26 protein-coding genes and 1 pseudogene are annotated in these 26,482 nt (G+C 73.1%); 8 read left to right on the plus strand and 19 right to left on the minus strand.

Features of this window, described 5'->3' with window-relative positions; all coding sequences use genetic code 11:
* Positions 1–153 precede the first annotated feature (153 nt).
* Complete coding sequence (locus AB0946_RS05855) at positions 154–852, plus strand: O-methyltransferase (RefSeq protein ID WP_308071244.1); 699 nt, start codon at positions 154–156, stop codon at positions 850–852.
* A gap of 84 nt (positions 853–936) precedes the next feature.
* Here AB0946_RS05855 and AB0946_RS05860 read toward each other — a convergent pair whose 3' ends face one another.
* Positions 937–1,104, minus strand: a complete 168-nt coding sequence (locus AB0946_RS05860; protein ID WP_018544333.1) for a DUF3117 domain-containing protein — start codon at positions 1,102–1,104, stop codon at positions 937–939.
* A 371-nt stretch (positions 1,105–1,475) separates the two neighbouring features.
* On the opposite strand from AB0946_RS05860, the gene AB0946_RS05865 reads away from it, so the two are divergent.
* Positions 1,476–2,279 carry an enoyl-CoA hydratase-related protein gene (locus AB0946_RS05865; protein ID WP_366759355.1) on the plus strand — a complete coding sequence of 268 codons (804 nt, stop codon included), beginning with the start codon at positions 1,476–1,478 and terminating at the stop codon, positions 2,277–2,279.
* Between the two features lie 77 nt (positions 2,280–2,356).
* Here AB0946_RS05865 and AB0946_RS05870 read toward each other — a convergent pair whose 3' ends face one another.
* Entirely contained in the window at positions 2,357–2,944 is a 588-nt protein-coding gene (locus AB0946_RS05870; RefSeq protein ID WP_366759356.1) for a DNA-3-methyladenine glycosylase I, read from the minus strand.
* On the minus strand, positions 2,941–3,306 hold the full coding sequence (locus AB0946_RS05875; RefSeq protein WP_366759357.1) for a DivIVA domain-containing protein: 366 nt from the start codon (positions 3,304–3,306) through the stop codon (positions 2,941–2,943). The genes AB0946_RS05870 and AB0946_RS05875 overlap by 4 nt, the downstream gene beginning before the upstream one ends.
* A gap of 138 nt (positions 3,307–3,444) precedes the next feature.
* On the opposite strand from AB0946_RS05875, the gene folP reads away from it, so the two are divergent.
* On the plus strand, positions 3,445–4,305 hold the full coding sequence (folP, locus tag AB0946_RS05880) for a dihydropteroate synthase (RefSeq protein WP_366752069.1): 861 nt from the start codon (positions 3,445–3,447) through the stop codon (positions 4,303–4,305).
* Between the two features lie 55 nt (positions 4,306–4,360).
* On the opposite strand, the gene AB0946_RS05885 is transcribed toward folP, so the two are convergent.
* Positions 4,361–5,119, minus strand: a complete 759-nt coding sequence (locus tag AB0946_RS05885; RefSeq protein ID WP_366759358.1) for a TIGR00730 family Rossman fold protein — start codon at positions 5,117–5,119, stop codon at positions 4,361–4,363.
* A gap of 106 nt (positions 5,120–5,225) precedes the next feature.
* Entirely contained in the window at positions 5,226–6,305 is a 1,080-nt protein-coding gene (gene dapE, locus AB0946_RS05890) for a succinyl-diaminopimelate desuccinylase (RefSeq protein WP_366759360.1), read from the minus strand.
* Between the two features lie 105 nt (positions 6,306–6,410).
* On the opposite strand from dapE, the gene AB0946_RS05895 reads away from it, so the two are divergent.
* Positions 6,411–7,427 (plus strand): heavy metal transporter, encoded by a 1,017-nt coding sequence (locus AB0946_RS05895; RefSeq protein ID WP_366759361.1) that lies wholly within the window; start codon positions 6,411–6,413, stop codon positions 7,425–7,427.
* Positions 7,428–7,713: 286 nt separating this feature from the next.
* A complete protein-coding gene (locus tag AB0946_RS05900; protein WP_366759362.1) occupies positions 7,714–8,211 on the plus strand; it encodes an ATP-binding protein in 498 nt (165 codons plus the stop codon).
* Between the two features lie 70 nt (positions 8,212–8,281).
* Here AB0946_RS05900 and AB0946_RS05905 read toward each other — a convergent pair whose 3' ends face one another.
* Complete coding sequence (locus AB0946_RS05905) at positions 8,282–9,379, minus strand: bifunctional succinyldiaminopimelate transaminase/glutamate-prephenate aminotransferase (protein ID WP_366759363.1); 1,098 nt, start codon at positions 9,377–9,379, stop codon at positions 8,282–8,284.
* Between the two features lie 123 nt (positions 9,380–9,502).
* Positions 9,503–9,823 carry a ferredoxin gene (gene fdxA, locus AB0946_RS05910; protein WP_014674796.1) on the minus strand — a complete coding sequence of 107 codons (321 nt, stop codon included), beginning with the start codon at positions 9,821–9,823 and terminating at the stop codon, positions 9,503–9,505.
* 140 nt (positions 9,824–9,963) lie between these two features.
* Here fdxA and AB0946_RS05915 point away from each other — a divergent pair.
* A pseudogene (locus tag AB0946_RS05915) lies at positions 9,964–10,959 on the plus strand (GNAT family N-acetyltransferase); the annotation flags it as partial.
* A 441-nt stretch (positions 10,960–11,400) separates the two neighbouring features.
* Positions 11,401–12,267: a transglutaminase-like domain-containing protein gene (locus AB0946_RS05920; RefSeq protein WP_366759364.1), complete on the plus strand. Its 867-nt coding sequence runs from the start codon at positions 11,401–11,403 to the stop codon at positions 12,265–12,267.
* A gap of 9 nt (positions 12,268–12,276) precedes the next feature.
* Here AB0946_RS05920 and AB0946_RS05925 read toward each other — a convergent pair whose 3' ends face one another.
* From AB0946_RS05925 to AB0946_RS05960, 8 genes are all read right to left on the minus strand, one after another.
* Positions 12,277–12,891, minus strand: coding sequence for a response regulator transcription factor (locus tag AB0946_RS05925; protein WP_366759365.1), 615 nt, complete (start codon positions 12,889–12,891; stop codon positions 12,277–12,279).
* Complete coding sequence (locus AB0946_RS05930) at positions 12,888–14,081, minus strand: histidine kinase (RefSeq protein ID WP_366759366.1); 1,194 nt, start codon at positions 14,079–14,081, stop codon at positions 12,888–12,890. Before AB0946_RS05930 ends, AB0946_RS05925 begins: the two co-directional genes overlap by 4 nt.
* Before the next feature lie 5 nt (positions 14,082–14,086).
* On the minus strand, positions 14,087–14,827 hold the full coding sequence (locus AB0946_RS05935) for an ABC transporter permease (protein WP_366759367.1): 741 nt from the start codon (positions 14,825–14,827) through the stop codon (positions 14,087–14,089).
* A complete protein-coding gene (locus AB0946_RS05940; protein ID WP_366759368.1) occupies positions 14,824–15,753 on the minus strand; it encodes an ABC transporter ATP-binding protein in 930 nt (309 codons plus the stop codon). The genes AB0946_RS05935 and AB0946_RS05940 overlap by 4 nt, the downstream gene beginning before the upstream one ends.
* A gap of 221 nt (positions 15,754–15,974) precedes the next feature.
* Positions 15,975–18,401 carry a hypothetical protein gene (locus AB0946_RS05945; RefSeq protein ID WP_366759369.1) on the minus strand — a complete coding sequence of 809 codons (2,427 nt, stop codon included), beginning with the start codon at positions 18,399–18,401 and terminating at the stop codon, positions 15,975–15,977.
* Between the two features lie 193 nt (positions 18,402–18,594).
* The gene (locus tag AB0946_RS05950; protein WP_366759370.1) at positions 18,595–19,011 is read right to left on the minus strand and encodes a DUF6113 family protein; all 417 of its coding nucleotides are present in this window, start codon (positions 19,009–19,011) and stop codon (positions 18,595–18,597) included.
* Positions 19,008–19,868: an N-acetyl-1-D-myo-inositol-2-amino-2-deoxy-alpha-D-glucopyranoside deacetylase gene (gene mshB, locus AB0946_RS05955; protein WP_366759371.1), complete on the minus strand. Its 861-nt coding sequence runs from the start codon at positions 19,866–19,868 to the stop codon at positions 19,008–19,010. The genes AB0946_RS05950 and mshB overlap by 4 nt, the downstream gene beginning before the upstream one ends.
* Positions 19,869–19,916: 48 nt before the next feature.
* Positions 19,917–20,111 (minus strand): hypothetical protein, encoded by a 195-nt coding sequence (locus AB0946_RS05960; protein WP_031163587.1) that lies wholly within the window; start codon positions 20,109–20,111, stop codon positions 19,917–19,919.
* 173 nt (positions 20,112–20,284) lie between these two features.
* Here AB0946_RS05960 and AB0946_RS05965 point away from each other — a divergent pair, with 173 nt between their 5' ends.
* Entirely contained in the window at positions 20,285–22,426 is a 2,142-nt protein-coding gene (locus AB0946_RS05965; protein WP_366759372.1) for a prolyl oligopeptidase family serine peptidase, read from the plus strand.
* 100 nt (positions 22,427–22,526) lie between these two features.
* Here AB0946_RS05965 and AB0946_RS05970 read toward each other — a convergent pair whose 3' ends face one another.
* From AB0946_RS05970 to AB0946_RS05985, 4 genes are read right to left on the minus strand one after another with little or no spacing between them, the layout of a single operon-like run.
* Positions 22,527–23,594: a dipeptide ABC transporter ATP-binding protein gene (locus AB0946_RS05970; RefSeq protein ID WP_366759373.1), complete on the minus strand. Its 1,068-nt coding sequence runs from the start codon at positions 23,592–23,594 to the stop codon at positions 22,527–22,529.
* Positions 23,578–24,561, minus strand: a complete 984-nt coding sequence (locus tag AB0946_RS05975; RefSeq protein ID WP_366759374.1) for an ABC transporter ATP-binding protein — start codon at positions 24,559–24,561, stop codon at positions 23,578–23,580. The genes AB0946_RS05970 and AB0946_RS05975 overlap by 17 nt, the downstream gene beginning before the upstream one ends.
* A gap of 8 nt (positions 24,562–24,569) precedes the next feature.
* Positions 24,570–25,562: an ABC transporter permease gene (locus tag AB0946_RS05980; RefSeq protein WP_366759375.1), complete on the minus strand. Its 993-nt coding sequence runs from the start codon at positions 25,560–25,562 to the stop codon at positions 24,570–24,572.
* Entirely contained in the window at positions 25,555–26,478 is a 924-nt protein-coding gene (locus tag AB0946_RS05985; protein ID WP_366759376.1) for an ABC transporter permease, read from the minus strand. The genes AB0946_RS05980 and AB0946_RS05985 overlap by 8 nt, the downstream gene beginning before the upstream one ends.
* Between the last annotated feature and the right edge of the window lie 4 nt (positions 26,479–26,482).

Raw genomic sequence — 26,482 nt, forward strand, 5'->3', positions numbered from 1 at the left:
CGCCCGTTAGCTCCGGATAAGCGGTTTTACGAGAATTTGATACACGCTGGCACGGCTCGTGCGGCTGCGTCAGCAGTTGCTCGGCGTCCTGCTCCACCCTCGCCCCCCGTCGCGTCCCCGGTCACCGGCTCATCCTTCTAAACGCCCGGTCCCATCTGCGGGTTCCCGGCGCCAACGGATACAGTCACGCCCAGGCAACCACGGGGACAGGAGAGGGTCATTACCGGCAACCGGCAGACGAGCTGGGCGTTCGCCGACGCCTTTGTCGCCGAGGACGAAGCGCTGCGCTGGGCCCGCGACCGGGCCCGCGAGGCAGGGCTGCGCTCGGTGTCGCCCAGCACGGGCGCCGCGCTGCGACTGCTCGCCGCCTCCGTGGACGCGAAGGCGGTCGCGGAGATCGGCACGGGCTGCGGGGTGTCCGGCATCCATCTGCTGCACGGGATGCGGCCGGACGGGGTGCTCACCACGGTGGACCCGGAGCCGGAGCACCAGCAGTTCGCCCGGCAGGCCTTCCGCGTCTGCGGCTTCGCCAGCAACCGGGCCCGGTTCATCCCCGGTCCCGCGCTGGACGTGCTCCCGCGTCTCGCGGACGCCGGCTACGACCTCGTCTTCTGCGACGGGGACCGCCTGGAGTACCCCGACTACCTCGCTGAATCGTTGCGTCTGCTGCGGCCGGGCGGCCTGGTGGTGTTCGAGGGCGTGTTCGCCAACGGCCGTACGGTCGACTCCGGGCCGCAGCCCACCGAGGTGCTGCGGCTGCGCGAGCTGCTGCGCACCGTACGGGAGAGCCAGGAACTGGTCCCCTCGCTGCTGCCCGTGGGCGACGGCCTGCTGTGCGCCGTCAAGCGCTGAGGCCGCGGCGGGGGGTGCGGAAACGCGGCTGCCCCGGCACCGCGTACGATGCCGGGGCAGCCGGAAGGACTGGTCGCTGGGGCGTCAGACGACGACCTTCTTCAGGGCGTCGCCGAGCGCCTCGGCCTCGTCAGGGGTCAGCTCGACGACGAGTCGACCGCCGCCTTCGAGCGGAACGCGCATGACGATGCCCCGCCCCTCCTTGGTCACCTCGAGCGGGCCATCACCCGTCCGCGGCTTCATGGCCGCCATGCTCGTTCCCCTTCCTGAAACCAGCTCATCGTCTGCCGACGACCCCACGGGGCACCCGCCATCCGGAACGGACACGCGACACCGGCATCGAACACATTGCTTCCAGGCCATTATCCCGCATCGCAGGACCCGATGACCAACATCAGTCGGCATCGCTTGGGCAACGCGCGCGAGCAAAACCACCCAATTCGGCGATGTGGCTGCGATACTGCGCCCCCGCACGGCGATCCGCCGACGGATTCCACTCCGGTTTTCTTTGACGCAGGTCACACGACCGGTCCGGCCCATGGACGGCGATCTCCGCCATGCTGTCCTCACAGACGGACGTACTGAGCGGTACGTCACCAGCCGCGAAGCAGAGGGGATGCGCCATGGCCGACACCGTGCTCTACGAGGTGGGCGACGGACTCGCGACGATCACGCTGAACCGCCCCGAGGCGATGAACGCGCTGAACATCGCGACCAAGGTCGCCCTCCGGGAGGCGGCGGAATCGGCGGCCGGCGACACGGCCGTGCGGGCGATCCTGCTGACCGCCGCCGGGGACCGGGCGTTCTGCGTGGGCCAGGACCTCAAGGAGCACATCGGGCTGCTGGCCAGTGACCGGGAGACCGGGTCCGGGCAGACGATGACCACGGTCAGGGAGCACTACAACCCGATCGTGCGGGCGCTCGCCGGGGCGCCGAAGCCGGTGGTCGCGGCGGTGAACGGTGTGGCGGCGGGGGCCGGGTTCGGCTTCGCGCTCGCCGCGGACTACCGGCTGGTGGCCGACAGCGCCTCCTTCAACACCTCGTTCGCCGGTGTGGCCCTCACCGCCGACTCCGGGATCTCCTGGACGCTGCCCCGGGTGGTCGGCCCGAGCCGCGCCGCCGACCTGCTGCTCTTCCCGCGCAGCATCGGCGCGCAGGACGCGCTGGAGCTGGGGATCGCCAACCGGGTCGTGCCCTCGGCCGAGCTGCGCGCGGAGGCCGGGGAGGTGGCGCGGGCGCTGGCCTCGGGGCCGACGGTGGCGTACGCGGCGATCAAGGAGGCGGTGGCCTTCGGGCTGACGCACTCCCTCGCCGAGACGCTGGAGAAGGAGGACGAGCTCCAGACCCGGGCGGGGCGCTCCGAGGATCACGCCATCGCCGTCCAGGCGTTCGTGAACAAGGAGAAGCCGAAGTACCTGGGCCGCTAGGGCCTCTCGTTCGGATCATGCCGGACTCGCGGGCCCCCGCTCCCTGATCCGGCCTGATCCGAACGGAAGACCCTGGCTCAGCGGGCGCTCCTGGCCACGCACGTCTCCAGGTGGTCGTCGACCAGGCCGCACGCCTGCATCAGCGCGTACGCCGTCGTCGGGCCCACGAATCTGAGCCCCCGCTTCTTCAGGGCCTTGGAGAGGGCCGTCGACTCCGCGGTCACCGCCGGGACGTCCGCGAGGGTCTTCGGGGCCGGGCGGGTGGCCGGGTCGGGGGCGTGGGACCAGATCAGCTCGTCCAGCTCGCCCGTGGACCAGTCGGCGAGGACGCGGGCGTTGGCGAGGGTGGCGTCGATCTTGGCCCGGTTGCGGATGATGCCGGGGTCGGCGAGCAGGCGGTCGCGGTCGGTCTCGGTGAAGGCGGCGACCTTCTCGACGCGGAAGCCGGCGAAGGCCGCCCGGAAGCCCGGGCGGCGGCGCAGGATGGTGATCCAGGACAGGCCCGACTGGAAGGCCTCCAGACTGAGCCGCTCGAACAGGGCGTCGTCGCCGTGGACCGGGCGGCCCCACTCCTCGTCGTGGTACGCCACGTAGTCGACGGTGGACAGGGCCCACGGGCAGCGCAGGGCGCCGTCCGGCCCGGGAACGGCCGCTCCGGTGGTCATCGCTGCTCCTCCGGCCCCTCGCTCCGGTCCGGCTGTGCGGGGCGCGCGTGCGCCGCCGCGGCTCTCGCGCCGGCCAGCGCGGACTCCAGGTCGGCGATGCGGGCGTCCCGCTCCGCCAGTTCCGCGGCGAGCCGGCCGAGCGCGTCGTCGACGTCGGCCATGCGGTAGCCGCGCGGGGCGAGGGGGAAGCGCAGGCCCTCCACGTCCGCGCGGCCCACCGGACGGTCCGCGGGGAGGGGGTCCTGGAGCCGCTCGGGCGCCGCCTCGGGCAGCGGGGCGCTCTCCCCGCCGCCCACCACGGCCAGGGTCACCGCGGCGACCACGACGGCCAGCGCGACGACCAGGAACAAGAACATCACCATCGCCTAAGGGTCCCCACGCTCGTTACCGGACGCTGTGCCGGAAGCCGAAACTGTCAGGGTCCGATCGTGCCATGCGAGTCTGACAGTTAGGGTCGCAGGCGGCCGCACTGCGGAACGTACTAGGAGAGGTCACAGCGGATGCTCAGGCTGGGCAGGCGGGAATTCGGGCCGCACGAGCCGGTGATCATGGCGATCGTGAACCGGACGCCGGACTCCTTCTACGACCGGGGAGCCACCTTCCGCGACGAGCCGGCCCTCGCACGTGTGGAGCAGGCGGTGGCCGAGGGTGCCGCGATCATCGACATCGGCGGGGTCAAGGCCGGGCCCGGCGAAGAGGTCACGGCCCAGGAGGAGGCGCGCCGGACGGTGGGTTTCGTCGCTGAGGTGCGGCGGCGCTTCCCCGACGTGGTCATCAGCGTGGACACCTGGCGGGCCGAGGTCGGCGAGGCCGTGTGCGAGGCCGGCGCGGATCTGCTGAACGACGCGTGGGGCGGGGTCGACCCGGGCCTCGCGGAGGTCGCGGCCCGCTACGGGGTGGGGCTGGTGTGCACGCACGCCGGCGGGGCGCAGCCGCGTACGCGTCCGCACCGGGTGACGTACGACGACGTCGTGGCCGACATCCTGGACGTGACCGTGGGGCTGGCCGAGCGGGCGGTCGCGCTCGGTGTGCCGCGCGAGTCGGTGCTGATCGATCCCGGGCACGACTTCGGGAAGAACACGCGGCACAGCCTGGAGGCGACGCGGCGGCTGGACGAGATGGTGGCCACGGGATGGCCGGTGCTGGTGTCGCTGTCCAACAAGGACTTCGTCGGGGAGACGCTGGACCGGCCGGTGAAGGAACGGCTGATCGGTACGCTGGCGACGACCGCCGTCTCCGCGTGGCTGGGAGCGCAGGTGTACCGGGTGCACGAGGTGGCCGAGACCCGGCAGGTGCTGGAGATGGTGGCGTCCATCGCCGGCCACCGGGTCCCCGCCGTGGCGCGCCGGGGCCTGGCCTGACCGGCCGGGGGGCCGAGACGGGCGGACATCCCCCTCGGCCCCCCGGTGGGGACGCCTAGCGGGCCGCCTCCTTGGACACCAGGGACACCGCCTCGTCCACGTCGTCCGTCACGTGGAACAGCAGGAGGTCCTTCTCCGACGCCTTGCCCTGGGCCACCAGCGTGTTCTTCAGCCAGTCCACCAGGCCGCCCCAGTACGCGCTGCCGAACAAAACGATCGGGAACTGGGTGACCTTCTGGGTCTGGACCAGGGTCAGCGCCTCGAAGAGCTCGTCGAGGGTGCCGAGGCCGCCGGGGAGCACCACGAAGCCCTGCGCGTACTTCACGAACATCATCTTGCGGACGAAGAAGTAGCGGAAGTTCAGGCCGATGTCGACATAGGGGTTGAGCCCCTGCTCGAAGGGAAGTTCGATTCCGAGGCCGACCGAGACGCCGCCCGCCTCGCACGCCCCCTTGTTGGCCGCCTCCATCGCTCCCGGGCCACCGCCCGTGATGACCGCCCAGCCGGCCTGCACCAGCCCCCGGCCGAGCCGCACGCCCGCGTCGTACTCGGGCGAGTCCACCGGGGTCCGCGCCGAGCCGAACACGCTGATGGCGGGCGGGAGTTCGGCGAGCGTGCCGAAGCCCTCGATGAACTCCGACTGGATCCGCAGGACCCGCCAGGGGTCGGTGTGGACCCAGTCCGTGGGGGCGCGCTCGTCCAGCAGCCGCTGGTCGGTGGTGCTGGCCGTCACCTGGCCCCGCCGTCGGAGGACCGGTCCGAGCCGCTGCTCGTCCGGCGGCTGCTTCTTCCCCTCGGGATTGCCGGTAGGCATGTGCGCTCCCTCCGCTTGCCGGTAGTTCGATCTCAGACTAGATCTACGCGGGTTACGGCGGGGGGACCTGGGCGTGTCCGGCGTGCGGTGGCGCGTCCCGGGCGGGCTACGCGGTGAGCCAGTTCCGCAGCCGTTCCTCGCCCGCGAGGATCTTCGCGGTCTCCACGCGCTCGTCCCGCTTGTGCGCCAGGTGCGGGTTGCCGGGGCCGTAGTTGACCGCGGGGATGCCGAGCGCGGAGAAGCGGGACACGTCCGTCCAGCCGTACTTGGGCCGCGGGGCGCCGCCCACCGCCTCGATGAAGGCGGCGGCGGCCGGCTGGGAGAGGCCGGGCAGCGCGCCGGGGCTGTGGTCGTCCACCACGAACTCCTCCACCCCGCAGTCCGCGAACACCTCGCGGACGTGCGCGACGGCCTCCTCCTCGGTGCGGTCGGGGGCGTACCGGAAGTTGACCGTGACCACGCACTCGTCCGGGATGACGTTCCCGGCCACTCCCCCGCTGATGCCCACCGCGTTCAGGCCCTCGCGGTACTCCAGCCCGTCGATGACCGGCCGGCGCGGCTCGTAGGACGCCAGCCGGGCCAGGATCGGGGCCGCCGCGTGGATGGCGTTGGAGCCCATCCAGCCGCGCGCCGAGTGGGCCCGCTCGCCCTTCGTCCTCAGCAGCACCCGCAGCGTGCCCTGGCAGCCGCCCTCCACCTCGCCGTCGGAGGGCTCCAGCAGGACCGCGAAGTCGCCCGCCAGCCACTCCGGGTGGGCCTCGGCGACGTGCTTCAGGCCGTTGAGGTCGGCGGCGACCTCCTCGTTGTCGTAGAAGACGAAGGTCAGGTCGCGGTTGGGGGCGGGCACGGTGGCCGCGATGCGCAGCTGCACCGCCACGCCCGACTTCATGTCGCAGGTGCCGCAGCCCCACAGCACCCCGTCCGCGTCGAGCCGCGAGGGCACGTTGTCCGCGATCGGCACGGTGTCGATGTGCCCGGCCAGGATGACGCGCTCGGCGCGGCCCAGGTCCGTCCGGGCGATCACGTTGTTGCCGTAGCGGTCCACCGTCAGGTGCGGCAGGGCGCGCAGCGCGGCCTCGATGGCGTCCGCGAGCGGCTTCTCGGAGCCGCTCTCGGAGGGGAAGTCCACGAGCCGCGCGGTGAGCGCGGCGGCGTCCAGCGTGAGGTCAAGCGAGGTGTCGGCCATGGTCACGACCCTAGCGCGCCGCCCGCCGGGGCCGGCGGCGCGCGGGACGGCGCGATCCCTCGGACCCCGCGTGAGGGGCCCGTGGGGCTCCAGTACCTTGTACGCGTGTCAGAGCCGTCCCCCACCCGTCCCAAGCGCCGCGGGCGCCTCTTCCGTTACGCCGCGGCCCTGTTGGTCCTGTGCGGTGTCGCCGCGTACCTCGTGGTGCAGTACGTCACCGGAGGCGGCGGTGCGCGCGGCTGCAAGGTGGTCTCGGCCTCGGACGGGGGGGAGTCGTACGAGTTCACGCCCGAGCAGGCGGCGAACGCGGCGACGATCGCCGCCGTCGGCACCGGGCGCGGGATGCCCGAGCGGGCCGTGACGATCGCGCTGGCGACCGCCATCCAGGAGTCGGGGCTGCGGAACATCGAGCACGGCGACCGGGACTCGCTGGGCCTGTTCCAGCAGCGGCCCTCGCAGGGCTGGGGCACCGAGCGGCAGATCATGGACCCGGCCTACGCGGCGGGCATCTTCTACGCGCACCTGGCCAGGGTGCCGGACTACACCGGCCTGCCGCTGACGGTGGCCGCGCAGCGGGTGCAGCGCAGCGGCTACCCGGAGGCGTACGCCAAGCACGAGCAGGACGCCACGCTGCTGGCGGCGGCCCTGACCGGGCGGGCGGCGGCCACGCTGACCTGCGACGGACGCCCGCGGCGCACGGACGCGGCGACCGGTCCGGACGCGGTGCGCGCCGCGCTGGTACGGGACTTCGGGCGGGACGCGCTCCAGGAGACCGGCGCGGTGGTGGGCGGGACGCCCGTGCCGTCGCCCTCTCCGTCGCCGAGCGTGACCGCGACCGCGCGCGGGCGGACGGTGACGGTTCCGGTTCCGGAGGGGACGAGGACGGACGCCACCGGGCGCGGTGAGCGGGAGCGGGGCTGGCAGCTGGCGCAGTGGGCGGTCGCCAACTCCTCTGCGCTGCACATCGAGCGGGTGGCGTACGCGGGCCGGGTGTGGACCGAGGGGAGCGACAGCGACGAGTGGCGGACGGCCGGGCCGGACGGGGCCGGGGGCGCGGAGAGCTCCACGGGGAAGTCCGGGGAGACGTCCGTGGGCACGGTGCGGATCGTGGCCGGACAGTAGTACGGACGATCACTCCGGCGGGTTGTGCGGCGCCGGGGCGCACGACGGCTCGAACGGGTGGCGCATCCGCCTCGGAAACCCTTGGCAACCAAGGGCGGGAAGGATTCTGCACGATCTCCGGCGGACGCTCTTTGCCCGTTTTTATCCACACCTGATAATGCGACGCGTTATCCATTCTTTACCGGGGGCGTCCGCAACCTTCGCGGGCTTCGAGCGGTAGTCACGGCGTCCGAGCCGGAGACGGGCTCGGACACAGACACCGTTCTCTCCCGTCGAATGGAGCATCATGTCCCTCCCTCTGACCCGCCGGATCGCCCGTGCCGCGCTGCTCGTCGCAGCGGGAGCGGCTGCCGGGGTCGGTGCGGCCGGCTCCGCCGGAGCGGCCACGAACCTGCCGGTGGCCACCCCGAACCTGGGTGGCCTGACCGCCCTGGACGGCGCGCACGTCGGCAACACCGTGGACAGCGCCGCGCAGAGCGTCACCACGGTCGCGGGCCACACGGGCGGCAAGGCGGTCGAGCAGGCGGTGCCGGTCGCGGGCAAGACCGGCGCCGGTGCCGTGAAGAAGGCGGCGCCGGCGGTGCAGAAGGCCGCGGGCGCCGCGGCCGGCACGGCGGGCGGTGTCCTGGGCGACGCGGCCTCCGGTGCGACGAGGGGCGGGCTTCCGACGGACTCCCTCACCAAGGGCGGGCTGCCGACCTCGTCCCTGCCGACGGCCTCCCTGCCGACCTCGTCCCTGCCGACGTCGTCCCTGCCGGCCAAGGGCCTGCCGCTGGGCGGCTGAGCGCCGGGGTGCGAACGCGGACGGGGTCCGGGTCTCCTCTCCCGGGCCCCGTCCGCCTGTGCGCCGGGGGCTAGGCGGCCAGGCGGGCGACCGCCGCTCGTACGCGTTCGTCCGTCGCGGTGAAGGCCACGCGGACGTGGTCGCGGCCCGCCTCGCCGTAGAAGTCGCCCGGGGCCACCAGGATGCCCCGCTCGGCCAGGTGGGCGACCGTGGTCCAGCAGGACTCGTCGCGGGTGGCCCAGAGGTAGAGGCTCGCCTCGCTGTGTTCGATGCGGAAGCCGTCGGCGAGGAGCGCCTCCCGGAGGGCCTCGCGGCGGGCGGCGTAGCGCTCGCGCTGCTCGTGCACGTGGACGTCGTCGCCGAGCGCGGCCACGACCGCCGCCTGCGTCGGCGCGGAGGTCATCATGCCGCCGTGCTTGCGGATCTCCAGCAGCGGGCCCAGGACGGCCGGGTCGCCGGCGACGAACGCCGCGCGGTAGCCCGCCAGGTTGGAGCGCTTGGAGAGGGAGTGGACGGCGACGATGCCGTCGTAGGAGCCGCCGTTGACGTCCGGGTGCAGGACCGAGACCGGGTCGGCCTCCCAGCCCAGCTCCAGGTAGCACTCGTCGGAGAAGACGAGGACGTCGTGGGCGCGGGCCCAGGCGACGATGTCCGTCAGCTCCTGCCGGGACAGGACCTTGCCCGTGGGGTTGGACGGCGAGTTCAGCCAGAGCAGCTTCAGACCGGCCGGGTCCAGGTCGCGCGGGTCGTCGTAGACCTCGTACGCGGCGCGGGCCAGGCGGGCGCCGACCTCGTACGTGGGGTAGGCCAGGCGCGGGTGGGCGACCTTGTCGCCGGGGCCGAGACCGAGCTGGGTCGGCAGCCAGGCCACCAGTTCCTTGGAGCCGACGACCGGCAGGACGTGCCGGTGGGTGATCCCCCGGGCGCCCAGGCGGCGCTCCAGCCAGCCGGTGATCGCGTCGCGCAGGGCGGGGGTGCCCCAGACGGTCGGGTAGCCCGGGGAGTCGGCCGCGTCGATCAGGGCCTTCTGGACCAGCTCGGGGACCGGGTCGACCGGGGTGCCGACGGAGAGGTCGACGATGCCGTCCGGATGGGCCGCGGCCGTCTTCTTGTACGGCTCCAGCTTGTCCCAGGGGAAGGTGGGAAGCCGGTCGGAGACTGCGGACACGGGAATCAGGCTCACTTTCGTACGGTGCGGCAAACGCCTCGGTCCCGTGCGGCGGTGATCAGGGTGATCGGGCCGTACGGGACCGAGGCGGCGCGGTATGGCGGCCGCTTGGCGCTCAGACGGTCACTCGCCCTGCGGGGGCAGCGCGGCGACGAAGGGGTGGTCGCGCTCGATCAGCCCCAGCTTGCTGGCGCCGCCGGGCGAGCCGAGCTCGTCGAAGAACTCGACGTTCGCCTTGTAGTAGTCCTTCCACTCCTCGGGGACGTCGTCCTCGTAGAAGATCGCCTCGACCGGGCAGACCGGCTCACAGGCACCACAGTCGACGCATTCGTCCGGGTGGATGTACAAGGACCGCTGGCCCTCGTAGATGCAGTCGACCGGGCACTCCTCGATGCACGCCTTGTCCTTGACGTCGACACAAGGCTGCGCGATGACGTAGGTCACGCTGTCGTTCCTCCTCGATAGGGCGCTGGCGGGCCTCCTCAGGCTCCGCCGCCTGGCGCGCGGGAGCGCGGCGTCGTCGATGCCCGCCCCTAGTATCTCCGTTCCGGAGCACGATCCGAACAGGAGGGGTGAACTGACCGGTGGAAATCTCGGCGAAAGGACGCCTGGAGGTCCGAATCACCCCTGCTGACGTGGGGAAACGGGTCTCTGTACGGCGGTTGGGCGAACCCGGTGACGGACCGGAGAAGTTCACTGACACGGTGGGTGTTCTCACATCATGGGACGGTGGCGTGCTCATGATCACACGCCGGGACGGCGAACGGGTCCGTATCCCGCAATCCGCGCTGGTCGCCGGGAAGGTCGTGCCCGCCGCCCCCGCGCGCCGCAGGGGGCCCGCCGCCACGTACCCGGAACTCGAGCGGATCTCCGCCCGGGCGTGGCGGCCGGTGGAGAGCGAGCGGCTGGGCGGGTGGGAGCTGCGGGCGGCCGGCGGGTTCACGCGGCGCGCCAACAGCGTGCTGCCGTCCGGGGACCCCGGGCTGCCGCTCGACGCGGCCCTGGCGGCCGTACGACGCTGGTACGGCGAGCGCGGTCTGCCCGCGTACGTGCAGACCGCGACCGGGGCCGAGGGCACGCAGGAGATGCTGTGCGCGGAGCTGGAGCGGCGCGGCTGGGTGCGGGAGGTGACCGCCGAGCTGTGGACCGGGGCCCTGGCGCCGGTCGCGGACCGGGCCCCGGGCGCGGGGGTGGTCCTGTCCCGGGCGGCGGACGAGGCGTGGCTCGCGCGGTACCGGCGCAAGGGGGTGGGCGAGGTGGCCCTGCGGGTGCTCGGTTCCGGCCCGTCGGTGTGGTTCGCCTCCGTGCCCGGTGCCGGGGAGGGCGAGCCTCCGGCGGCGATCGGGCGGTGTGTCGTGGACGGGCGGTGGGCCGGGTTCGCCGCCGTCGAGGTGGACCCCGGCCGGCGGCGGCAGGGGCTGGCCACCGAGATCATGGCCGCGCTGGCCCGGCGCGCGCTGGAGGAGGGCGCCTCGGCGGCCTGGCTCCAGGTGGAGACGGACAACGACTCCGCCCGAGCCCTCTACCGCGCCCTCGGCTTCACCCCCCACCACGCCTACCACCACTACCGGGCCCCCGAGGAGCAGAGCCCACCGGAGCAGCCCCCCGCCTCCGCCGACCGGCTGTCGCCGGGGGACGCACCGGAGAGGCGGCCCCCGAGCCAGAGCGCCTCCGAGACCGGGTCCGGATCCCTGCCGAAAGGCACTCCCGAGACCGGGTCCGTGCCGCAGGACAGCCCCGCGACCCGGTCACTACCGCAAGACACCCCCGAGACCGGGTCCCTGCCGCAGGACAGCCCTACGACCCGGTCGCTACCGAAGGACACCCCCGAGACCCCGGGCCCGGGCAGGTGACGCGCCCGGTGGCCGTCCCCGGCGAGGCGGCATGCCCGGTGGCCCGGCCCTGCCGAGCAACCACCGCTGCCGCCGGACACGGCCCGGTGGCCACCCGGTGTCCCGGGCGTGGCGGGCGTCCCGGTCCGGGCGGCTGTAGAACTCGTCGTGGAAGGGCATGAGGCTGCCATGAGCCATCCGTATCTGCCGCCCCCGTACCCGCCCCCCGAGGACCGCTCCGCCGAGCTGCGGCGGCGGTTCGCCGAGGAGGCCCGGTCCGAGCGGCCGGACCTGTCGGCGCTGTGCCTGCTGATCGGCGCGGAGACGGACGGCTCGCTGGACGAGGCCGGCATGGACGCCGCGCAGGCGGAGCTGGACCGGCTGGCGGGCGAGCTGCCGTACCGGCCGGGCGGGCCGCGGGCGTGGGCCGAGGCCGTACGAGGGCTGCTCGGCACCCGCCACGGGTTCCACGGGACGCCGGGCGACTACCAGCGGCTGGAGTCCTCCCTGCTGCACGAGGTGCTGCGGCGGCGGCGCGGGCTGCCGATCCTGCTGTCGGTGGTGTGGCTGGAGGTCGCGCGCCGGGCGGGCGCCCCGGTGTACGGGGTCGCGCTGCCAGGGCACTTCGTGGTCGGGTTCGGGGCGGCGGCGGAGCAGGTGCTGGCCGATCCGTTCGACAGTGGCCGGCTGCTCACCGGGACGGACGCCGAGTTGCTGGTCGTGGGTGCCACGGGCACGCCGCCGGACCCCTCGATGCTGGAACCGGCGCCGCCGCTGGAGGTCGTCCAGCGCATCCTGAACAACATCCGGGCGTGGGCGGCGGCCCGGCCGGAGCGGTCGGACGTCGCGCTGCGGGCCGTCGAGCTGGCGCTGCTCATCCCCTCGCACCCGGCGCGGCTGCGCTACGAGCGGGGGCAACTACTGGTGCAGCGCGGCGAGTTCGTCGCGGGCGCCGAGGAACTGCAGCACTACGCCGACCTGATCGAGGTGGTGGACGAGTCCGCGGCCCGCAAGGTCCGGCAGGAGGCGCGCACGGCCAGGGCCAAGCTCAACTGAGCCGGTCCCTCAGAGCCATCCCTTGTCCCGGGCTATCCGTACCGCCTCCGCCCTGTTGCGCGCGGCCAGTTTCTGGATGGCGGTCGACAGGTAGTTGCGGACCGTGCCCTGGGACAGGTGGAGGGCCTGGGCGAGTTCGGCGTTGGTGGAGCCGTCGGCCGCCGCGCGGAGCACCTCGCGTTCGCGGTCGGTGAGCGGGTTGGCGCCGTCGGCGAGGGCGGCGGCGGCCAGGGTGGGGTCGATGACCCGCTCCCCGGCCAGCACCTTGCGGACCGCCTCGGCGAGCTGCGCGGCCGGGGCGTCCTTGACGAGGAAGGCGTCGGCGCCCGCCTCCATGGCGCTGCGCAGGTAGCCGGGGCGTCCGAAGGTGGTGAGGACGACCAGCTTGACCCGCGGATGCTCCCGGCGCACCCGGGCGGCGGCCTCGATGCCGGTGCAGCCGGGCATCTCGATGTCGAGCAGCGCGACGTCCACGTCGTGCGCGCCGACGGCCGGGAGCACCTCGTCACCGCGCGCCACCTGGGCGACGACCTCGATGTCGTCCTCCAGGCCGAGCAGCGCGGCCAGCGCCTCGCGGACCATCGACTGGTCCTCGGCGAGGAGGACCTTGATCATGCTCGTCATGCCCCGGATCCTACGTCCGCCCCGGGGGCCGCGGGCACGCGGGCGACGAGCCGGAACCCGTGCCTGACCCGTCCCGCCTCCAGCGTGCCGCCGGCCTTCTCCAGGCGTTCGGACAGCCCGGTCAGCCCGTTGCCCGGCCCCTTCCCGGAGCCCCCGCTCCCGCTGTCCTCGACGGAGAGTTCGAGCACCGGTCCGTCCAGGGTCTGGCGGTGCAGCAGCCGTACGGCGCAGCGGTCGGCGCCGCTGTGCCGGACCACGTTGGTGACCGCCTCGCGCAGCGCCCAGGCCAGCGCGGACTCGGCCTCCTCGGGCACGCCGGCGAGGTCGGCTTCGGCGGGGACCTCGGCGACGACCCCGGCGGCCGTCAGGGCGACCTGGGCGCCGGCGAGTTCGTCGGCCAGCCGGGGCCGCCGGTAACCGGTGACGGCCTCCCGGACGTCCACCAGGGCCTGCCGGCTGACCTGCTCGATGTCGGCGACCTGCCGGGCCGCCTTGTCGGGGTGGCCGGGCAGCATCCGGCCGGCCAGCTCGCTCTTGAGCGTGATCAGCGACAGGGAGTGGCCGAGCAGGTCGTGCAGGTCGCGGGCGAGGCGGAGCCGCTCCTCGTTGGCGGCGAGCTGGGCGACGGTGGCCCGCGCCTTGCGCAACTCGATCGTGGTGCGCACCAGTTGTCCGACGCCGACCATCGCGAAACCGATGAGCCCCACGAGGAGCAGCAGGCCACGGGCCTCCTTCTCGTTCGAGTGCAGCCCCACCAGGTACATCAGCGCGGCCGTCGCCGGGATCGCCCAGTACGACGCCCGGACCGGCAGGGTGGCCCCGCAGGCCACCGACAGGTAGACGAAGAGGCCGAGCCAGGCGCTGCCGAGGGTGTAGGCGAGGACGGGGGCCAGGACGGCCAGGACCGCGATGAGGCCGACGACGGTCCGGGGGGAGAAGGGCCGGCCCATGTTGCGGAAGACCAGCGTCAGGTAGGTCCCGACGAACGCGGCCAGGCCGAGCGAGCCGGCCAGGGTGGCGCGCGCGGTGTGGTCGCCGTTGACCAGGTCGTCGACCGGGGAGCTGAGGAAGACCAGCCACACGCCGATCCACAGCACCTTGGTCAGCACGTCCCGCCGGGTGCGGGGGCGCTGGCCCAGCCGCACCTGGTGTTCCGGCCACTTCTCGCCGGTCAGGGGGTCTTCCGTCATCGCGCTCACGCCTTCAGCGTGTCCTTCCGGTACAGCCAGGCCGCGCCGCCCGCGAACAGGACGAAGTAGACGGCGAGGACGGCGATGTCCGCCGCGTGGGGCGCCTGGCTCTGCTCGATCGCCCGTCCCAGGGCAGCGTACGCGTGCGTGGGGAGCCACTCGGCGATGTCCTGGAGGACCTGCGGGAAGGTCGTGGACGGCATCCACAGGCCGCCGAGGATCGACAGACCGAAGTAGACGATCATCGTGATCGGGCGGACCGCGTCCCCGGAGGCGAGGTAGCCGAGGGCGACGCCGAGCGCGGCGAAGACCAGGCTGCCGGCCCAGATGACCCCGGTGAGCGCCAGCCACTGCCAGGCGTCCAGGCGTACCTGCTTCACACCGGCGGCGACGGCGAAGACGACGACGATGGCCGGCAGGCTCACCACGGCGGCGCTCGCGGTCTTGGCGAGGACGTAGCCGCGGCCCGGCAGCGGGGTCAGCCGCAGCTGCCGTACCCAGCCGCTCTCGCGTTCCTTGGCGATGCGCTCGCTGTTGCCCATCAGGACGGCGGTCAGGGCGCCGAAGGAGGCCATGGAGACCATCAGGTAGGTGGCGACGGTCAGGCCGCTGCCGTCGACCCGCTCGTTCGCGCCGGCGCTGCTGGAGAAGATCAGGTAGATGATCGAGGGGTAGAGCACCGAGAAGAACAGGAATTTCCTGTTCCGCAGGGCGCGGGCCAGTTCGAGCTTGATGAGGGCGTTCACGACTGCTTGGCCTCCTCGGCCTCCGTGATGGCGACGAAGGCCTGCTCCAGACCGAGCCCGGCGACTTCGAGGTTGCGGGGGTAGACGCCGAGGCCGTACAGGGCGTGCACGGTCGCGTCGGCGTCGGCGCTCTGGATGCGGACGGTCTGGCCCGAGACGTCGATCGAGGTGAGGAACGGCAGCCCGCGCAGGGCACCCTCGTCGATCTCGCCGGCCAGGTCGAAGGAGATGCGCCGCGCGCCCGCCCGGGCCTTGATCTCGGCGGCCGTGCCGTCGGCGAGGAGCCGGCCCCGGTGCAGCACCAGGACCCGGTCCGCGATGGCGTCGGCCTCCTCCAGGTAGTGGGTGGCGAAGAGGACCGTACGGCCCTGGTCGGCCTGTTCGCGCATGGTGGCCCAGAAGGCCTGGCGGGCGGCGACGTCCATGCCGGTGGTCGGCTCGTCCAGGAGGATCAGGTCGCTGTCGCCGGCGGTGGCGAGGGCGAAGCGGACCCGCTGCGCCTGGCCGCCGGAGAGCTTGTCGACCTTGCGGTCGGCGATCTGCGCGATGCCCGCGCGGGCCAGCACGTCGGAGACCGGGTACGGCCGCGGGTGCAGGGAGCAGGCCAGCTTCACCAGTTCGGCGACGGTGACCCCGTCCATCAGGCCGCCGCTCTGCAGCATCGCCCCGACCCGGCCGGCGACGATCGCCTCGCGCGGGCTGCCGCCGAACAGGCTCACCGTGCCGGTGTCGGCCTGCTTGAGCCCGAGGAGCAGGTCCAGGGTGGTGGACTTGCCGGCCCCGTTCGGGCCGAGGAGGGCGACGGTCTCGCCCGGGTACAGCCGGAGCGAGAGGCCGTCGACGGCCCGTACGCTCCCGTACGTCTTGGTCACCTGGTCGAACCCGACCACCGGGGTGGTGGTGGCCGGTGCCGCTGTCGTCGTCATGCCGTCCATGCTGGCGGTGGGGGCCTCCGGCCGGGCAGTGCCGGGCGTCCCGAGTGCCGCATGACAGATGTCACGCGGACCGGGCCGCGGACACGGCGAGGGGCGCCCCCTCGGCGGGAGCGCCCCTGGAAACGGCCAGGCCGGGCCCTCTCGTTCGGATCATGCCGGGCTCACGGGTCCTGGCACCGCTCCCCGACCCGGCCTGATCCCGACGAAAGATCCTAGTTCGGGTTGGTGTCGATGACCCCGACCCGCTCCGCCTCCGTCTTGCCCCGCAGGGCCTGGCGCAGCGCGCCGACCACGTCCTGCGGCAGCACACCGCGCTTCCCGGTCGCGGTCTGGATCTGTACGCCGTCGAAGGTGCTGCCGTACGCCTCCTTGAGCGCGCCCAGGTCGTACGTGTCCACGAGCTTGCCGTCCACGGCCTTGAAGCCGAGGATCTTCGGCAGCGACAGCGGACCGAACCGGATGACGTGCGCCGCGTCGGTCTGCACCTTGACGATGCCGGACATCGCGGGCTTCGCGAAGTCGTTCATCACCCGGTCCACCTCGGCGTTGGACACCGTCGGCTGCTTGATGGTGGTCGGCACGGTGACCGGGGGCGTGCTGCCCGTCTCCACCAGCGTGCGGTACGCCTGCTCGACCGCCGTGGTCGAGCGGGCCGCGTCGATGGCCTTGCCCGCCTTGCCGTAGACCGCCACGGCCTTGCCGCCGGGCTCGAACCTGATGGTGCCGTCCGTGGCCGAGCCCGAACCTCCGCCGGCCTGCTGGAGCGCGGCCTGGAGCTTCTCCTCGTCCACCGGCATGACCGGCTCGACCACGCGCTTCTGCCCGAAGAGGGAGCCGACGACGTGGACCGGGTTGTAGTCGCTCTTCGCGGCCCCGCTCACCGTGGCCTGGTAGTCGAACTGGAGACCGGCGTTCTCCGGCGTGAGGGTGACCGTCTTGCCGCCCACGGCCAGCTTCAGCGGCTTGTTCACCCGGCTGCCGAAGGCGTCGTCCAGCTTCTTGACGGCGTCGTCGCGGGTGCCGCCGCCGATGTCGACACCGAGCACGGTGGTGCCCTTGGGCACGTCGGTGTGGTTCATCAGCAGTCCGGCGCCGTAGGCGCCGCCCGCCACGACGAACACGCCGACGACGAGCAGCATCAGCTTGCTGCGGCCCTTCTTCTTGGGCTTGCCCGCAGCCTTGGGGGCGGGGGCCGGCTTGGGCGCCGTGGGCGCCGCCGGGCCGCCGGGCTGGGTGCCGAACGGGGGCTTGCCGGTGTTCGGGACGACCGGGATGCCGCTGGTGACGGTGTGTCCGGAGACGTTGTCGGCGGACGGGGAGCGGTATCCGGGCGTGCCCGGCTCGGGGGCCGGCTTCTGCGGGGTGAGGATCGCGGTGTCGTCGCTGATCCCGCCACCGGGAGCACGGCCGGCCGGGCCGCCCGGGGTGACTCCCGGAACACCGGGGGCACCGGGACCGCCGGGCCGGCCGGCGGCGTCGAAGCCTCCGGGGCCGCCGGCGGTGCCGGGCGCGTCGAGGTCGGCGATGTCGCTGAGGGCGCTGCGCGCGGGCGAGGTGCCCCGGCCGCCGAAGCCGGCGCCCGCCGGGCCGTCGAAGGGCTCGCCCGGTCCCATGCCGGCGCCGCCGGCGGCCGGCGGGAGGAGGGTGCCGTCGCCGGTCACCGGGCCGCTGGTGGGACCGGCCGGGCCGCCCTGCGGGCCGCCGGGGCCGCCGTGGCCACCGGGTCCGCCGAAGCCGTCGTGAGCGCCTGCCCCGGCGGCACCGCCGAAGCCGTCCTGGCCGCCGGCGCCCGCGGCACCGCCGCCGAAGCCGTCGTGCCCGCCGGCGCCCGTGCCGAAGTCGTCCCGGCCGCCGTTCTCCGAGAAGTACGGCAGGTCGTCACGGCGGGGCTCGTCGGAGCCGGCGGAGGAGCCGGGGCGGGAGCCGCCGAGGGGACCCGCGGTCAGGGCCTCGGTCACGTCGAAGGAGCCGGTGCCGCCGCCGTGCCCGGGGGCGACCGGGCCACCGGTGGCGCCGGGCAGTCCCTTGCCGTTCGTACCGCCGGTGCGGGGTCCGCCCGGCACGCTCATGGAGCCGACCACCCCACCGGGACGCCCGCCTCCGGAGCGCGCGCCGGTGGTACCGGCCGCACCCGAGGCTCCCGGACCACTCGAACGAGTGCCCGACACGCCGGAGGGGGCAGCGGTGGCGGCGGAACCGCCGGACGTACCGGCGCCGTTCGCGCCGCCGCCGCCCGGACCGCCCTTGGGTGCGCCCGACTTGCGCGGCGCGAACCAGTCGCTGGTCTTCTCCTCCGCCTGGGCGGCGGGCTCGGCCGGGGCCTCGGCGGCGCCGGCGGACGGAACGTCGGCCACGGGCCGCGGCTCGGCCGCCGGTGCGTCCTCCCCGGCGCCCTCGGCGTCCCCGACGGGCTTGCGCACGACGACCGGCGGGATGGGCCGGGACCCGGGGATGTTGATCCGGATCCGGGTCGTCAGCGTGGTCTCGGTCTTCTTCTCCTCGGGCCGCGTGCCCGAACGGCCCGCGCCCGTACCGTCGTCGGAAGCCATGGGGGTCCCGTACGGCGGCGTGCCGGAGGGGTATGCGGCTCCGCCGCGCCCGTTGGGCCCGGAGGACGGAGTGTCAGTTTCACGACTCAAGGCAGGTTCTCCCGGTTGGCTCCGCCGCCCGTTTCGACCTCAGCTGGGGGGACCCCCTGTTCGAGCGCAGTCGACAACTTGGGGGAGGCTCGGCGGCGCGCACCACCATACTGGCCACTTCTGGCGCGTATCCCATGACCGCCGAGGAAACCCACACCGGACTCGCACGGGCACCGCACGGCGAAGTGGTACGTCACTTGGCAAGTCGGGCGGAGCCGCCGCGCGGTTGCCGTCCCGCGCCGACGGTGGCACAGATCACAGCGACGGCCATGCCGCCGAGCAGGTACAGGTAGGAACTGCCGCCCGCGCCGAAGAGGTAGTCGCCCTCCGGGCGCGTGGTGGTGAGCAGGATGACGGCGACGACCCAGCCCGCCGCCGGCGCGACCGCCCCGCCCCGGCCCCGGGTGGCGTACGCGCCGCCGAGGAAGAGGCCGGCGGCGCCCGCGAGGGAGAGCAGCAGCCCGCCGGGGAACCAGGCGGCCTGGAGCAGGGCCCCGGCGAGGCCCGTGACGGCCCCGAGCAGGAAGAGGCCGACGAGGGCGGCGGCCCGTCCCGCGGAGGGCGGACGCAGCGGCTGGGCGAGCAGGGGTCCGTTCCCGCCGTCGCTCATGACGCCTCCCCGGGGCCGAGACCGGCGAAGAGGTCGGTCTCCCCGCGCTCTCCCGGCCCGTGCACCAACTCGTAGTACTCGGTGGTGAACAGCGGCTGGGCGAGTTCGTTGGAGAGCGCGAAGTACGGCTCGGCGACCTCGATCTGGGTGGCGTGGGCGCGCATGGCGGCGGCCTTGGCGGCGGCGTACGCGGTGCCGTCGATCGTGGTGGTGATCCGCTCGTCGGCCACCACGCCGGGTACGTCGTCCACGGTGGCGCCCTTGTCGAACGGCAATGCGGGCAGCTCGTCCTGGAGGCGGGCGAAGGCGGCTTCGGCGACGGAGCGCGGGACGCGGTTCCAGTACACCTTGGCGATCCGGTGGCCGCGTCCGGCCGCGAGGTCGACCGCGCGCATGGCGACGCGGTGGGCCTGGATGTGGTCCGGGTGGCCGTAGCCGCCGTCGTCGTCGTACGTCACCAGGACCTGGGGCCGGACCTCCAGGATCACCTCGGCGAGCGTCCCCGCGGCCTCGTCGACGTCGGCCTGCCAGAAGCAGCCGGGGTCGTCGTTGTCGGCGAGGCCCATCATCCCGGAGTCGCCGTACCGCCCGGCGCCGCCGAGCAGCCGGGTGTCCGTGACGCCGAGCGCGGACACGGCCGCGGCCAGCTCGCCGCGCCGGTGCGCGCCCAGCGCGGCGCCCGTCAGGTGCCGCAGCCCGGGCGGGATGACCTCGCCCCGCTCCCCCAGGGTGCACGTGACCAGGGTCACGTGGGCGCCCTCGGCCGCGTACCGGGCCATGGTCGCGCCGTTGTTGATCGACTCGTCGTCCGGGTGCGCGTGCACCAGGAGAAGACGCCGGGAGGGCAGTTCCGTCATGGCCACCACCCTACGAGGTCCCCGCGCCCGGCCCCGCGACGCCGCCCGTCAGAACTTGATGCTGCCGATCATGCTGGCGACGTTGGTCGTCAGCTCGCTGATCGTGGGAGCGACGGTCGAGGAGGCGAGGTAGAAGCCGAGCAGGACGCAGATGACGGCGTGGCCGCCCTTCAGCCCTGACTTCTTGATCAGCAGGAAGACGATGATCGCCAGCAGCACCACCGCCGAAATCGAGAGTGCCACGGCGGCTCACCTCCAAAGATCCCAGGGACGCGGGTTCCAGATCAGTTGAGCAAGTCCATGCAGACGCCAGCGGGGTTCATACCCACTCTGCGGTAGTGATCATAACTATCCGTACTCGCGCATCGATCGGCGCACAGCCGCACAAGGGGGCGCATGGCCAATATGGTCGGGGTATGACGACCGAGGCTGACTCCTTCCCCCGCCGGCACGCCCGGACCCAGCGGTTCACGCTCGGCGCGCCGCGTGCGTTCGCCGTGGCACCCGACGGTTCGCGTGTCGCGTTCCTGCGTTCCGGCTCGGGCACCGACCGGGCCAACTCCCTGTGGGTGATGGATCTTCCGGGGGGTGCGGAACGCCTGGCGGCCGATCCGCGCGCGCTCCTCCAGGGCGCCGCCGAGGAGCTCTCGGCCGAGGAGCGGGCGCGCCGCGAGCGCAGCCGCGAGGGCGGCGCCGGAATCATCGGCTATGCCACCGACAGTGCCCTGGAGTTGGCGTCTTTCGCCTTGTCAGGGCGGCTTTTCGCGGCGGAGCTGCGCGCCGGGACGGCACGCGAACTCCCCGTTCCCGGACCGGTGATCGACCCCCGTCCGTCCCCCGACGGCCGGCACATCGCCTACGTCTCCGGGGGTGCGCTGCGGGTGGTCGGCGCCGAGGGCGACGGCGACCGGGCGCTGGCCGAGCCGGAGTCGGCGGACGTCTCCTACGGCCTCGCGGAGTTCATCGCGGCCGAGGAGATGGCGCGTTCGCGGGGCTTCTGGTGGGCGCCGGGTTCGGACCGGCTGCTCGTGGCGCGCGTGGACGACACGCCGGTACGGCGGTGGTGGATCTCCGATCCGGCGCACCCGGACCGTGAGCCGGCCGCCGTCCGGTACCCGGCCGCCGGCACCCCGAACGCGGACGTCCGCCTGTTCGTGTGCGGGCTCGACGGGACGCGCACGGAGGTGGTCTGGGACCGTGCTCGCTACCCCTATCTGGCGCGTGTGCACTGGTCAGAGGCGGGTGCGCCGCTGCTGCTCGTACAGGCGCGGGATCAGCGCGGCCAGCTGTACCTGGCGGTGGACGCGGATTCCGGGGCCACGCGGATGGTGCACGCCGATGAAGATCCAACTTGGCTTGAACTTTTCGCCGGCGTGCCCTGCTGGAACCCCTCCGGGCAGCTTGTCCGTATCGCGGACGAGGGCGGGGCGCGGGTGCTGGCGGTCGGCGAACGGCCCTTGACCAGCGGTCAGTTGCATCTGCGGGCGGTGCTGGACGTAGGTGCGGACGACGTACTGGTTTCCGCCTCCTCCGGCCCGGAGGCCGAGGCGCCCGAGATTGGCGAAGTCCATGTGTACCGGGTGAACGAACTGGGCGTGGAGCGGCTGTCGCGGGAACCCGGTGTGCACTCGGCGGTGCGCTCGGGGAACGTGACCGTCCTCGTGTCCGCCGCGCTGGACCGGCCGGGCACCCGGGTCCAGGTGCTGTGTGACGGAAAACCGACGGCTACTGTCCGCTCGTATGCCGAAGATCCCGGTCTGTCCCCCCGGGTGACTCTCACCCAAGGGGGCGCACGCCGAATTCCGTGCGCCGTGCTTATGCCACGGGACTACCCCGGTGACACTCCCCTGCCGGTCCTGCTGGACCCCTACGGCGGTCCGCACGGCCAGCGCGTGGCCGCCGCGCACGACGTCCATCTCACCTCCCAGTGGTTCGCCGACCAGGGCTTCGCGGTGGTCGTCGCCGACGGCCGGGGCACCCCGGGCCGCTCGCCCGCCTGGGAGAAGTCGATCCGGGACGACGTGGCGGCGGTCGTCCTCCAGGACCAGGTCGACGCCCTGCACGCGCTCGCCGAGCGGTACCCGCTGGACCTCACCCGGGTGGCGATCCGGGGCTGGTCCTTCGGCGGCTACCTGGCGGCGCTGGCGGTGCTGCGCCGCCCGGACGTCTTCCACGCGGCGGTGGTCGGCGCGCCGGTCACCGACCTCAGGCTGTACGACACCCACTACCAGGAGCGCTATCTCGGCGACCCGAACGAACGGCCGGAGGTCTACCGGCGCAACTCGGTGATCGACGACGCGGGCCTGGTGGACCCCGCGGAGCCGCACCGCCCGATGCTGGTCATCCATGGGCTGGCGGACGACAACGTGGTCGTGGCGCACTCCCTGCGCCTGTCCTCCGCGCTGCTGGCCGCCGGCCGCCCGCACGAGGTGCTGCCCCTGTCGGGGGTGACCCACATGACCCCCCAGGAGACGGTCGCCGAGAACCTGCTCCTGCTCCAGCTGGACTTCCTCCGCCGCTCCCTGCCCCGGCCCGCGGACGCCGGTGAACCGCGTTAACACACAGGCAACTTCACGGAAGCTGTGCCGCTATACCGGCACGGCATCCTGAAGGACGTACGGCCGTGCGGGTGCCGTGAACGGGCCGGGGTGCACCATGTCACCCCGGCCCGTTGCCGTTCAGCCGGGACTCCTCCGGCGGCACCACGTGTTTCTCCTCCGCGAAGTGGCAGGCCGAGGCGTGCGCGGCGGGACCGGCCGCGTCACGGAAGGCGGCCGGCACGGCGAGCGCGGGCACCTCCACGACGCAGCGTTCGCGTGCCTTCCAGCAGCGGGTGCGGAAGCGGCAGCCGGAGGGGATGTCGGCCGGGGAGGGCACGTCACCGGCGAGGATGATGCGTTCGCGGTGTTCGCGGGCGTCGGGATCGGGCACCGGGACGGCGGAGAGCAGCGCCTGGGTGTAGGGGTGCGTGGGGTGGTCGTAGATCTCGGTGTCGCGTCCGGTCTCGACGATGCGGCCGAGGTACATGACGGCGACGCGGTCGGAGATGTGGCGGACGACGGACAGGTCGTGGGCGATGAAGAGGTAGGAGAGGCCGAAGTCCGCCTGGAGCCGGGCGAGCAGGTTGACGACCTGGGCCTGGACGGAGACGTCGAGGGCGGAGACGGGTTCGTCCGCGACGATGATCTCGGGGCGCAGCGCCAGTGCGCGTGCGATGCCGATGCGCTGGCGCTGACCGCCGGAGAACTGGTGGGGGTAGCGGTTGGCGTACTCGGGGTCGAGGCCGACGACGTCGAGGAGTTCGCGGACCCTGCGGCGGCGGTCGCCCCTGGGGGCCGCTTCGGGGTGGATGTCGTAGGGCTCGCCGATGATGTCGCCGACCGTCATGCGGGGGTTGAGGGAGGTGTAGGGGTCCTGGAAGACCATCTGGATGTTGCGGCGCACGGCCTTGAGGGCCTTGCCGGACAGCCGGGTGATGTCCTCGCCCCTGAACGTGACGGTGCCGGCGGTGGGCCGTTCGAGGCCGCACAGGAGTCGGGCGACGGTGGACTTGCCGCAGCCCGATTCGCCGACGATCCCGAGCGTTTCGCCCTGGGCGAGGGTGAAGTCGACGCCGTCGACGGCCCTGACCGCGCCGATCTGCCTCCTGAACAGCACGCCCCGGGTGAGCGGGTAGTGCTTGACCAGGCCGGTCACTTCGAGGAGGGGCTCAGTGTCCGGGGCCATCGAGGCACTCCCTCCAGAAGTGGCAGGCGCTGCCCCGCTCGCCGGACACCTCGTACAGCGGGGGTTCCTCGGTACGGCAGACGTCCCTGGCCAGGGGGCAGCGGGGGTGGAAGGAGCAACCGGGCGGGATGTGCGTCAGGTTGGGTGGCAGGCCCTTGATGGCGTAGAGCTGCCGGCCCTTGTGGTCGAGGCGGGGGATGGAGTCCAGCAGGCCCCGGGTGTAGGGGTGGGCGGGGGCTCTGTAGAGGTCGTGGACGGGCGCGGACTCCACGATCCGGCCCGCGTACATCACCGCGATCCGGTCGGCGACGTCGGCGACGACGCCCAGGTCGTGGGTGATGAGGATCAGCCCCATGCGGTACTCGCGCCGCAGCTCCGCGAGGAGGTCCATGACCTGCGCCTGGACGGTGACGTCGAGGGCGGTGGTGGGTTCGTCGGCGATGATGAGCGCCGGTTCCAGGGCCAGCGCCATGGCGATCATGATGCGCTGGCGCATCCCGCCGGAGAACTGGTGCGGGTAGTCGCGCACGCGCTGGGCGGCGGCCGGGATGCGCACCCGCTCCATCAGCTCCACCGCCCTCGCACGCGCGTCCCTGCGCGACACGCCCCGGTGGACGACGAACATCTCCCCCAGCTGGTCCCCGACCGTCATCACCGGGTTGAGGGCGGACAGCGCGTCCTGGAAGATCATCGCCATCCCGGCGCCCCGGATCCTCCTGCGTTCCTCGCCCTTCAGCGTCAGCAGATCCCGCCCCTGGAACAGGATCCGCCCCCGGGTGATCCGCCCGGGCGGTGTGTCGAGGATGCCCATCACGGCCTGCGCGGTGACCGACTTGCCCGACCCCGACTCCCCCAGCACAGCCAGCGTCTGACCCGCGTCGACGGCGTAACCGACGCCGTTGACGGCGTGGGCGACGCCGTCCCGGGTGTGGAACTCCACGTGCAGGTCGTGGACGTCGAGCAGCACGGCGCGCGTCACCTCAGCTTCGGGTCGAGGGCGTCGCGGACCGCGTCGCCGAGCATGATGAACGCCAGCACCGTCACCGCCAGGGCACCCGAGGGCCACAGCAGGGCGTGGGGCGCGTTGCGGATGTAGGGGGAGGCGGCGGAGATGTCGATGCCCCAGGAGACGCTGGGCGGTTTGAGGCCCACGCCGAGGTAGGACAGCGTCGCCTCCAGGGCGATGTAGGTGCCCAGCGCGATGGTCGACACGACGATCACCGGGGCCACCGCGTTCGGCGCGATGTGCCGCAGCAGGATCCGTGCGTCGGAGGCGCCCAGCGCGCGGGCGGCCTGGACGTAGTCGTTCTGCCGGGCGGTGATGACCGAGCCGCGCGCGATGCGGGAGATCTGCGGCCAGCCGAGCAGCACCATGAACCCGATGACCGGCCAGACCGTATTGGAGGTCACGACCGAGAGGAGGACGAGTCCGCCGAGGACGACCGGGATGGCGAAGAAGACGTCCGTGATCCGGGACAGCACCGCGTCCCACAGGCCCCCGAAGTAGCCCGCCAGCCCGCCCAGCACCGACCCGAACACCGACACCCCGAGCGTGGCCAGCACCCCGACCGTCACCGACGTACGGGCGCCGTACACCGTGCGCGTGTAGACGTCGCAGCCCTGGCCGTCGAAGCCGAAGGGGTGCCCGGGAGCCGAACCGTCCTGCGCCTTGGCCAGGTCGCACGTGAGCGGGTTGCCGGAGGCGATCGCCGACGGCCGGAGCGAGACGAACACCAGAAGGAGGATGACCAGGGCGGAGAGCAGGAAGACCGGGTCGCGGCGCAGGTCCCGCCAGGCGTCCGACCACAGGGAGCGCGGCTTGCCGGCCGGCCCCACGCCTCCCGGCCCGACTCCCCCGGGCCCGGGGCCCTCCAGCGTGGTCGCCTCGCTCGCCGCGAGGTCCATCGCGCCGCCCATCCCGGTACCGGCGACGGCAGGCCCGGGCTCGAACGGCTGCTGCTCAGGCATAGCGGATCCTCGGGTCGAGTACGGCGTACAGGAGGTCGACGAGGAGGTTGGCGACCAGGAAGACCAGCACGAGGACGGTGACGAAGCCGACGACCGTCTGGGTGTTCTGGCGCAGGATGCCCTGGTAGAGCTGGTAGCCGACGCCGTGGATGTTGAAGATCCGCTCGGTGACGATCGCCCCGCCCATCAGCGCCCCGATGTCCGTGCCGATGAAGGTGACCACGGGGATGAGCGAGTTGCGCAGCAGGTGCCGGGTGATGACCCGCCGTCGCGGCAGGCCCTTCGCGACGGCCGTACGGACGTAGTCGGCGCGCTTGTTCTCCGCGATGGAGGTGCGGGTCAGCCGGGTGACGTAGGCCAGGGAGACCGAGGCCAGGACCAGCCCCGGCACGATCAGCTCGCCGAAGGCCGCGTCCGGGGAGACGGAGGGTCTGATCCAGGCCCACTTCACCCCGAGGAGCAGCTGGAGCAGCAGGCCGGTGACGAAGGTGGGGACGGAGATCACCACGAGGGTGAGCAGCAGCACGGTGGTGTCGACGGGCCGGCCGCGTTTGAGACCCGTGACGACGCCCAGGGTGATGCCGATGACGACCTCGAACAGGATCGCCACCACGGTCAGCCGGATGGTGACCGGGAACGCGGTGCCCATCAGCTCGGTGACCTTCTGCCCGTTGAACGCCGTGCCGAAGTCGCCGGTGAACAGGTGCCCCATGTAGGTGAGGTACTGCTGCCAGACCGGCTTGTCCAAGCCGAACTCCCGCTTGAGCTGGGCCGCCGTCGCCGGGTCGCACGCCCGCTCCCCGCACAGGCCCGCCACGGGATCGCCCATCACGTTGACCATGAGGAAGATCAGCAGGGTGGACCCGACGAAGACGGGGACCATCTGGAGCAGTCGCCGGACGACGTAGCGCCCCATGGCG

The sequence above is a fragment of the Streptomyces sp. NPDC046870 genome, assembly GCF_040704595.1.
Lineage (GTDB): Bacteria > Actinomycetota > Actinomycetes > Streptomycetales > Streptomycetaceae > Streptomyces > Streptomyces argyrophylli.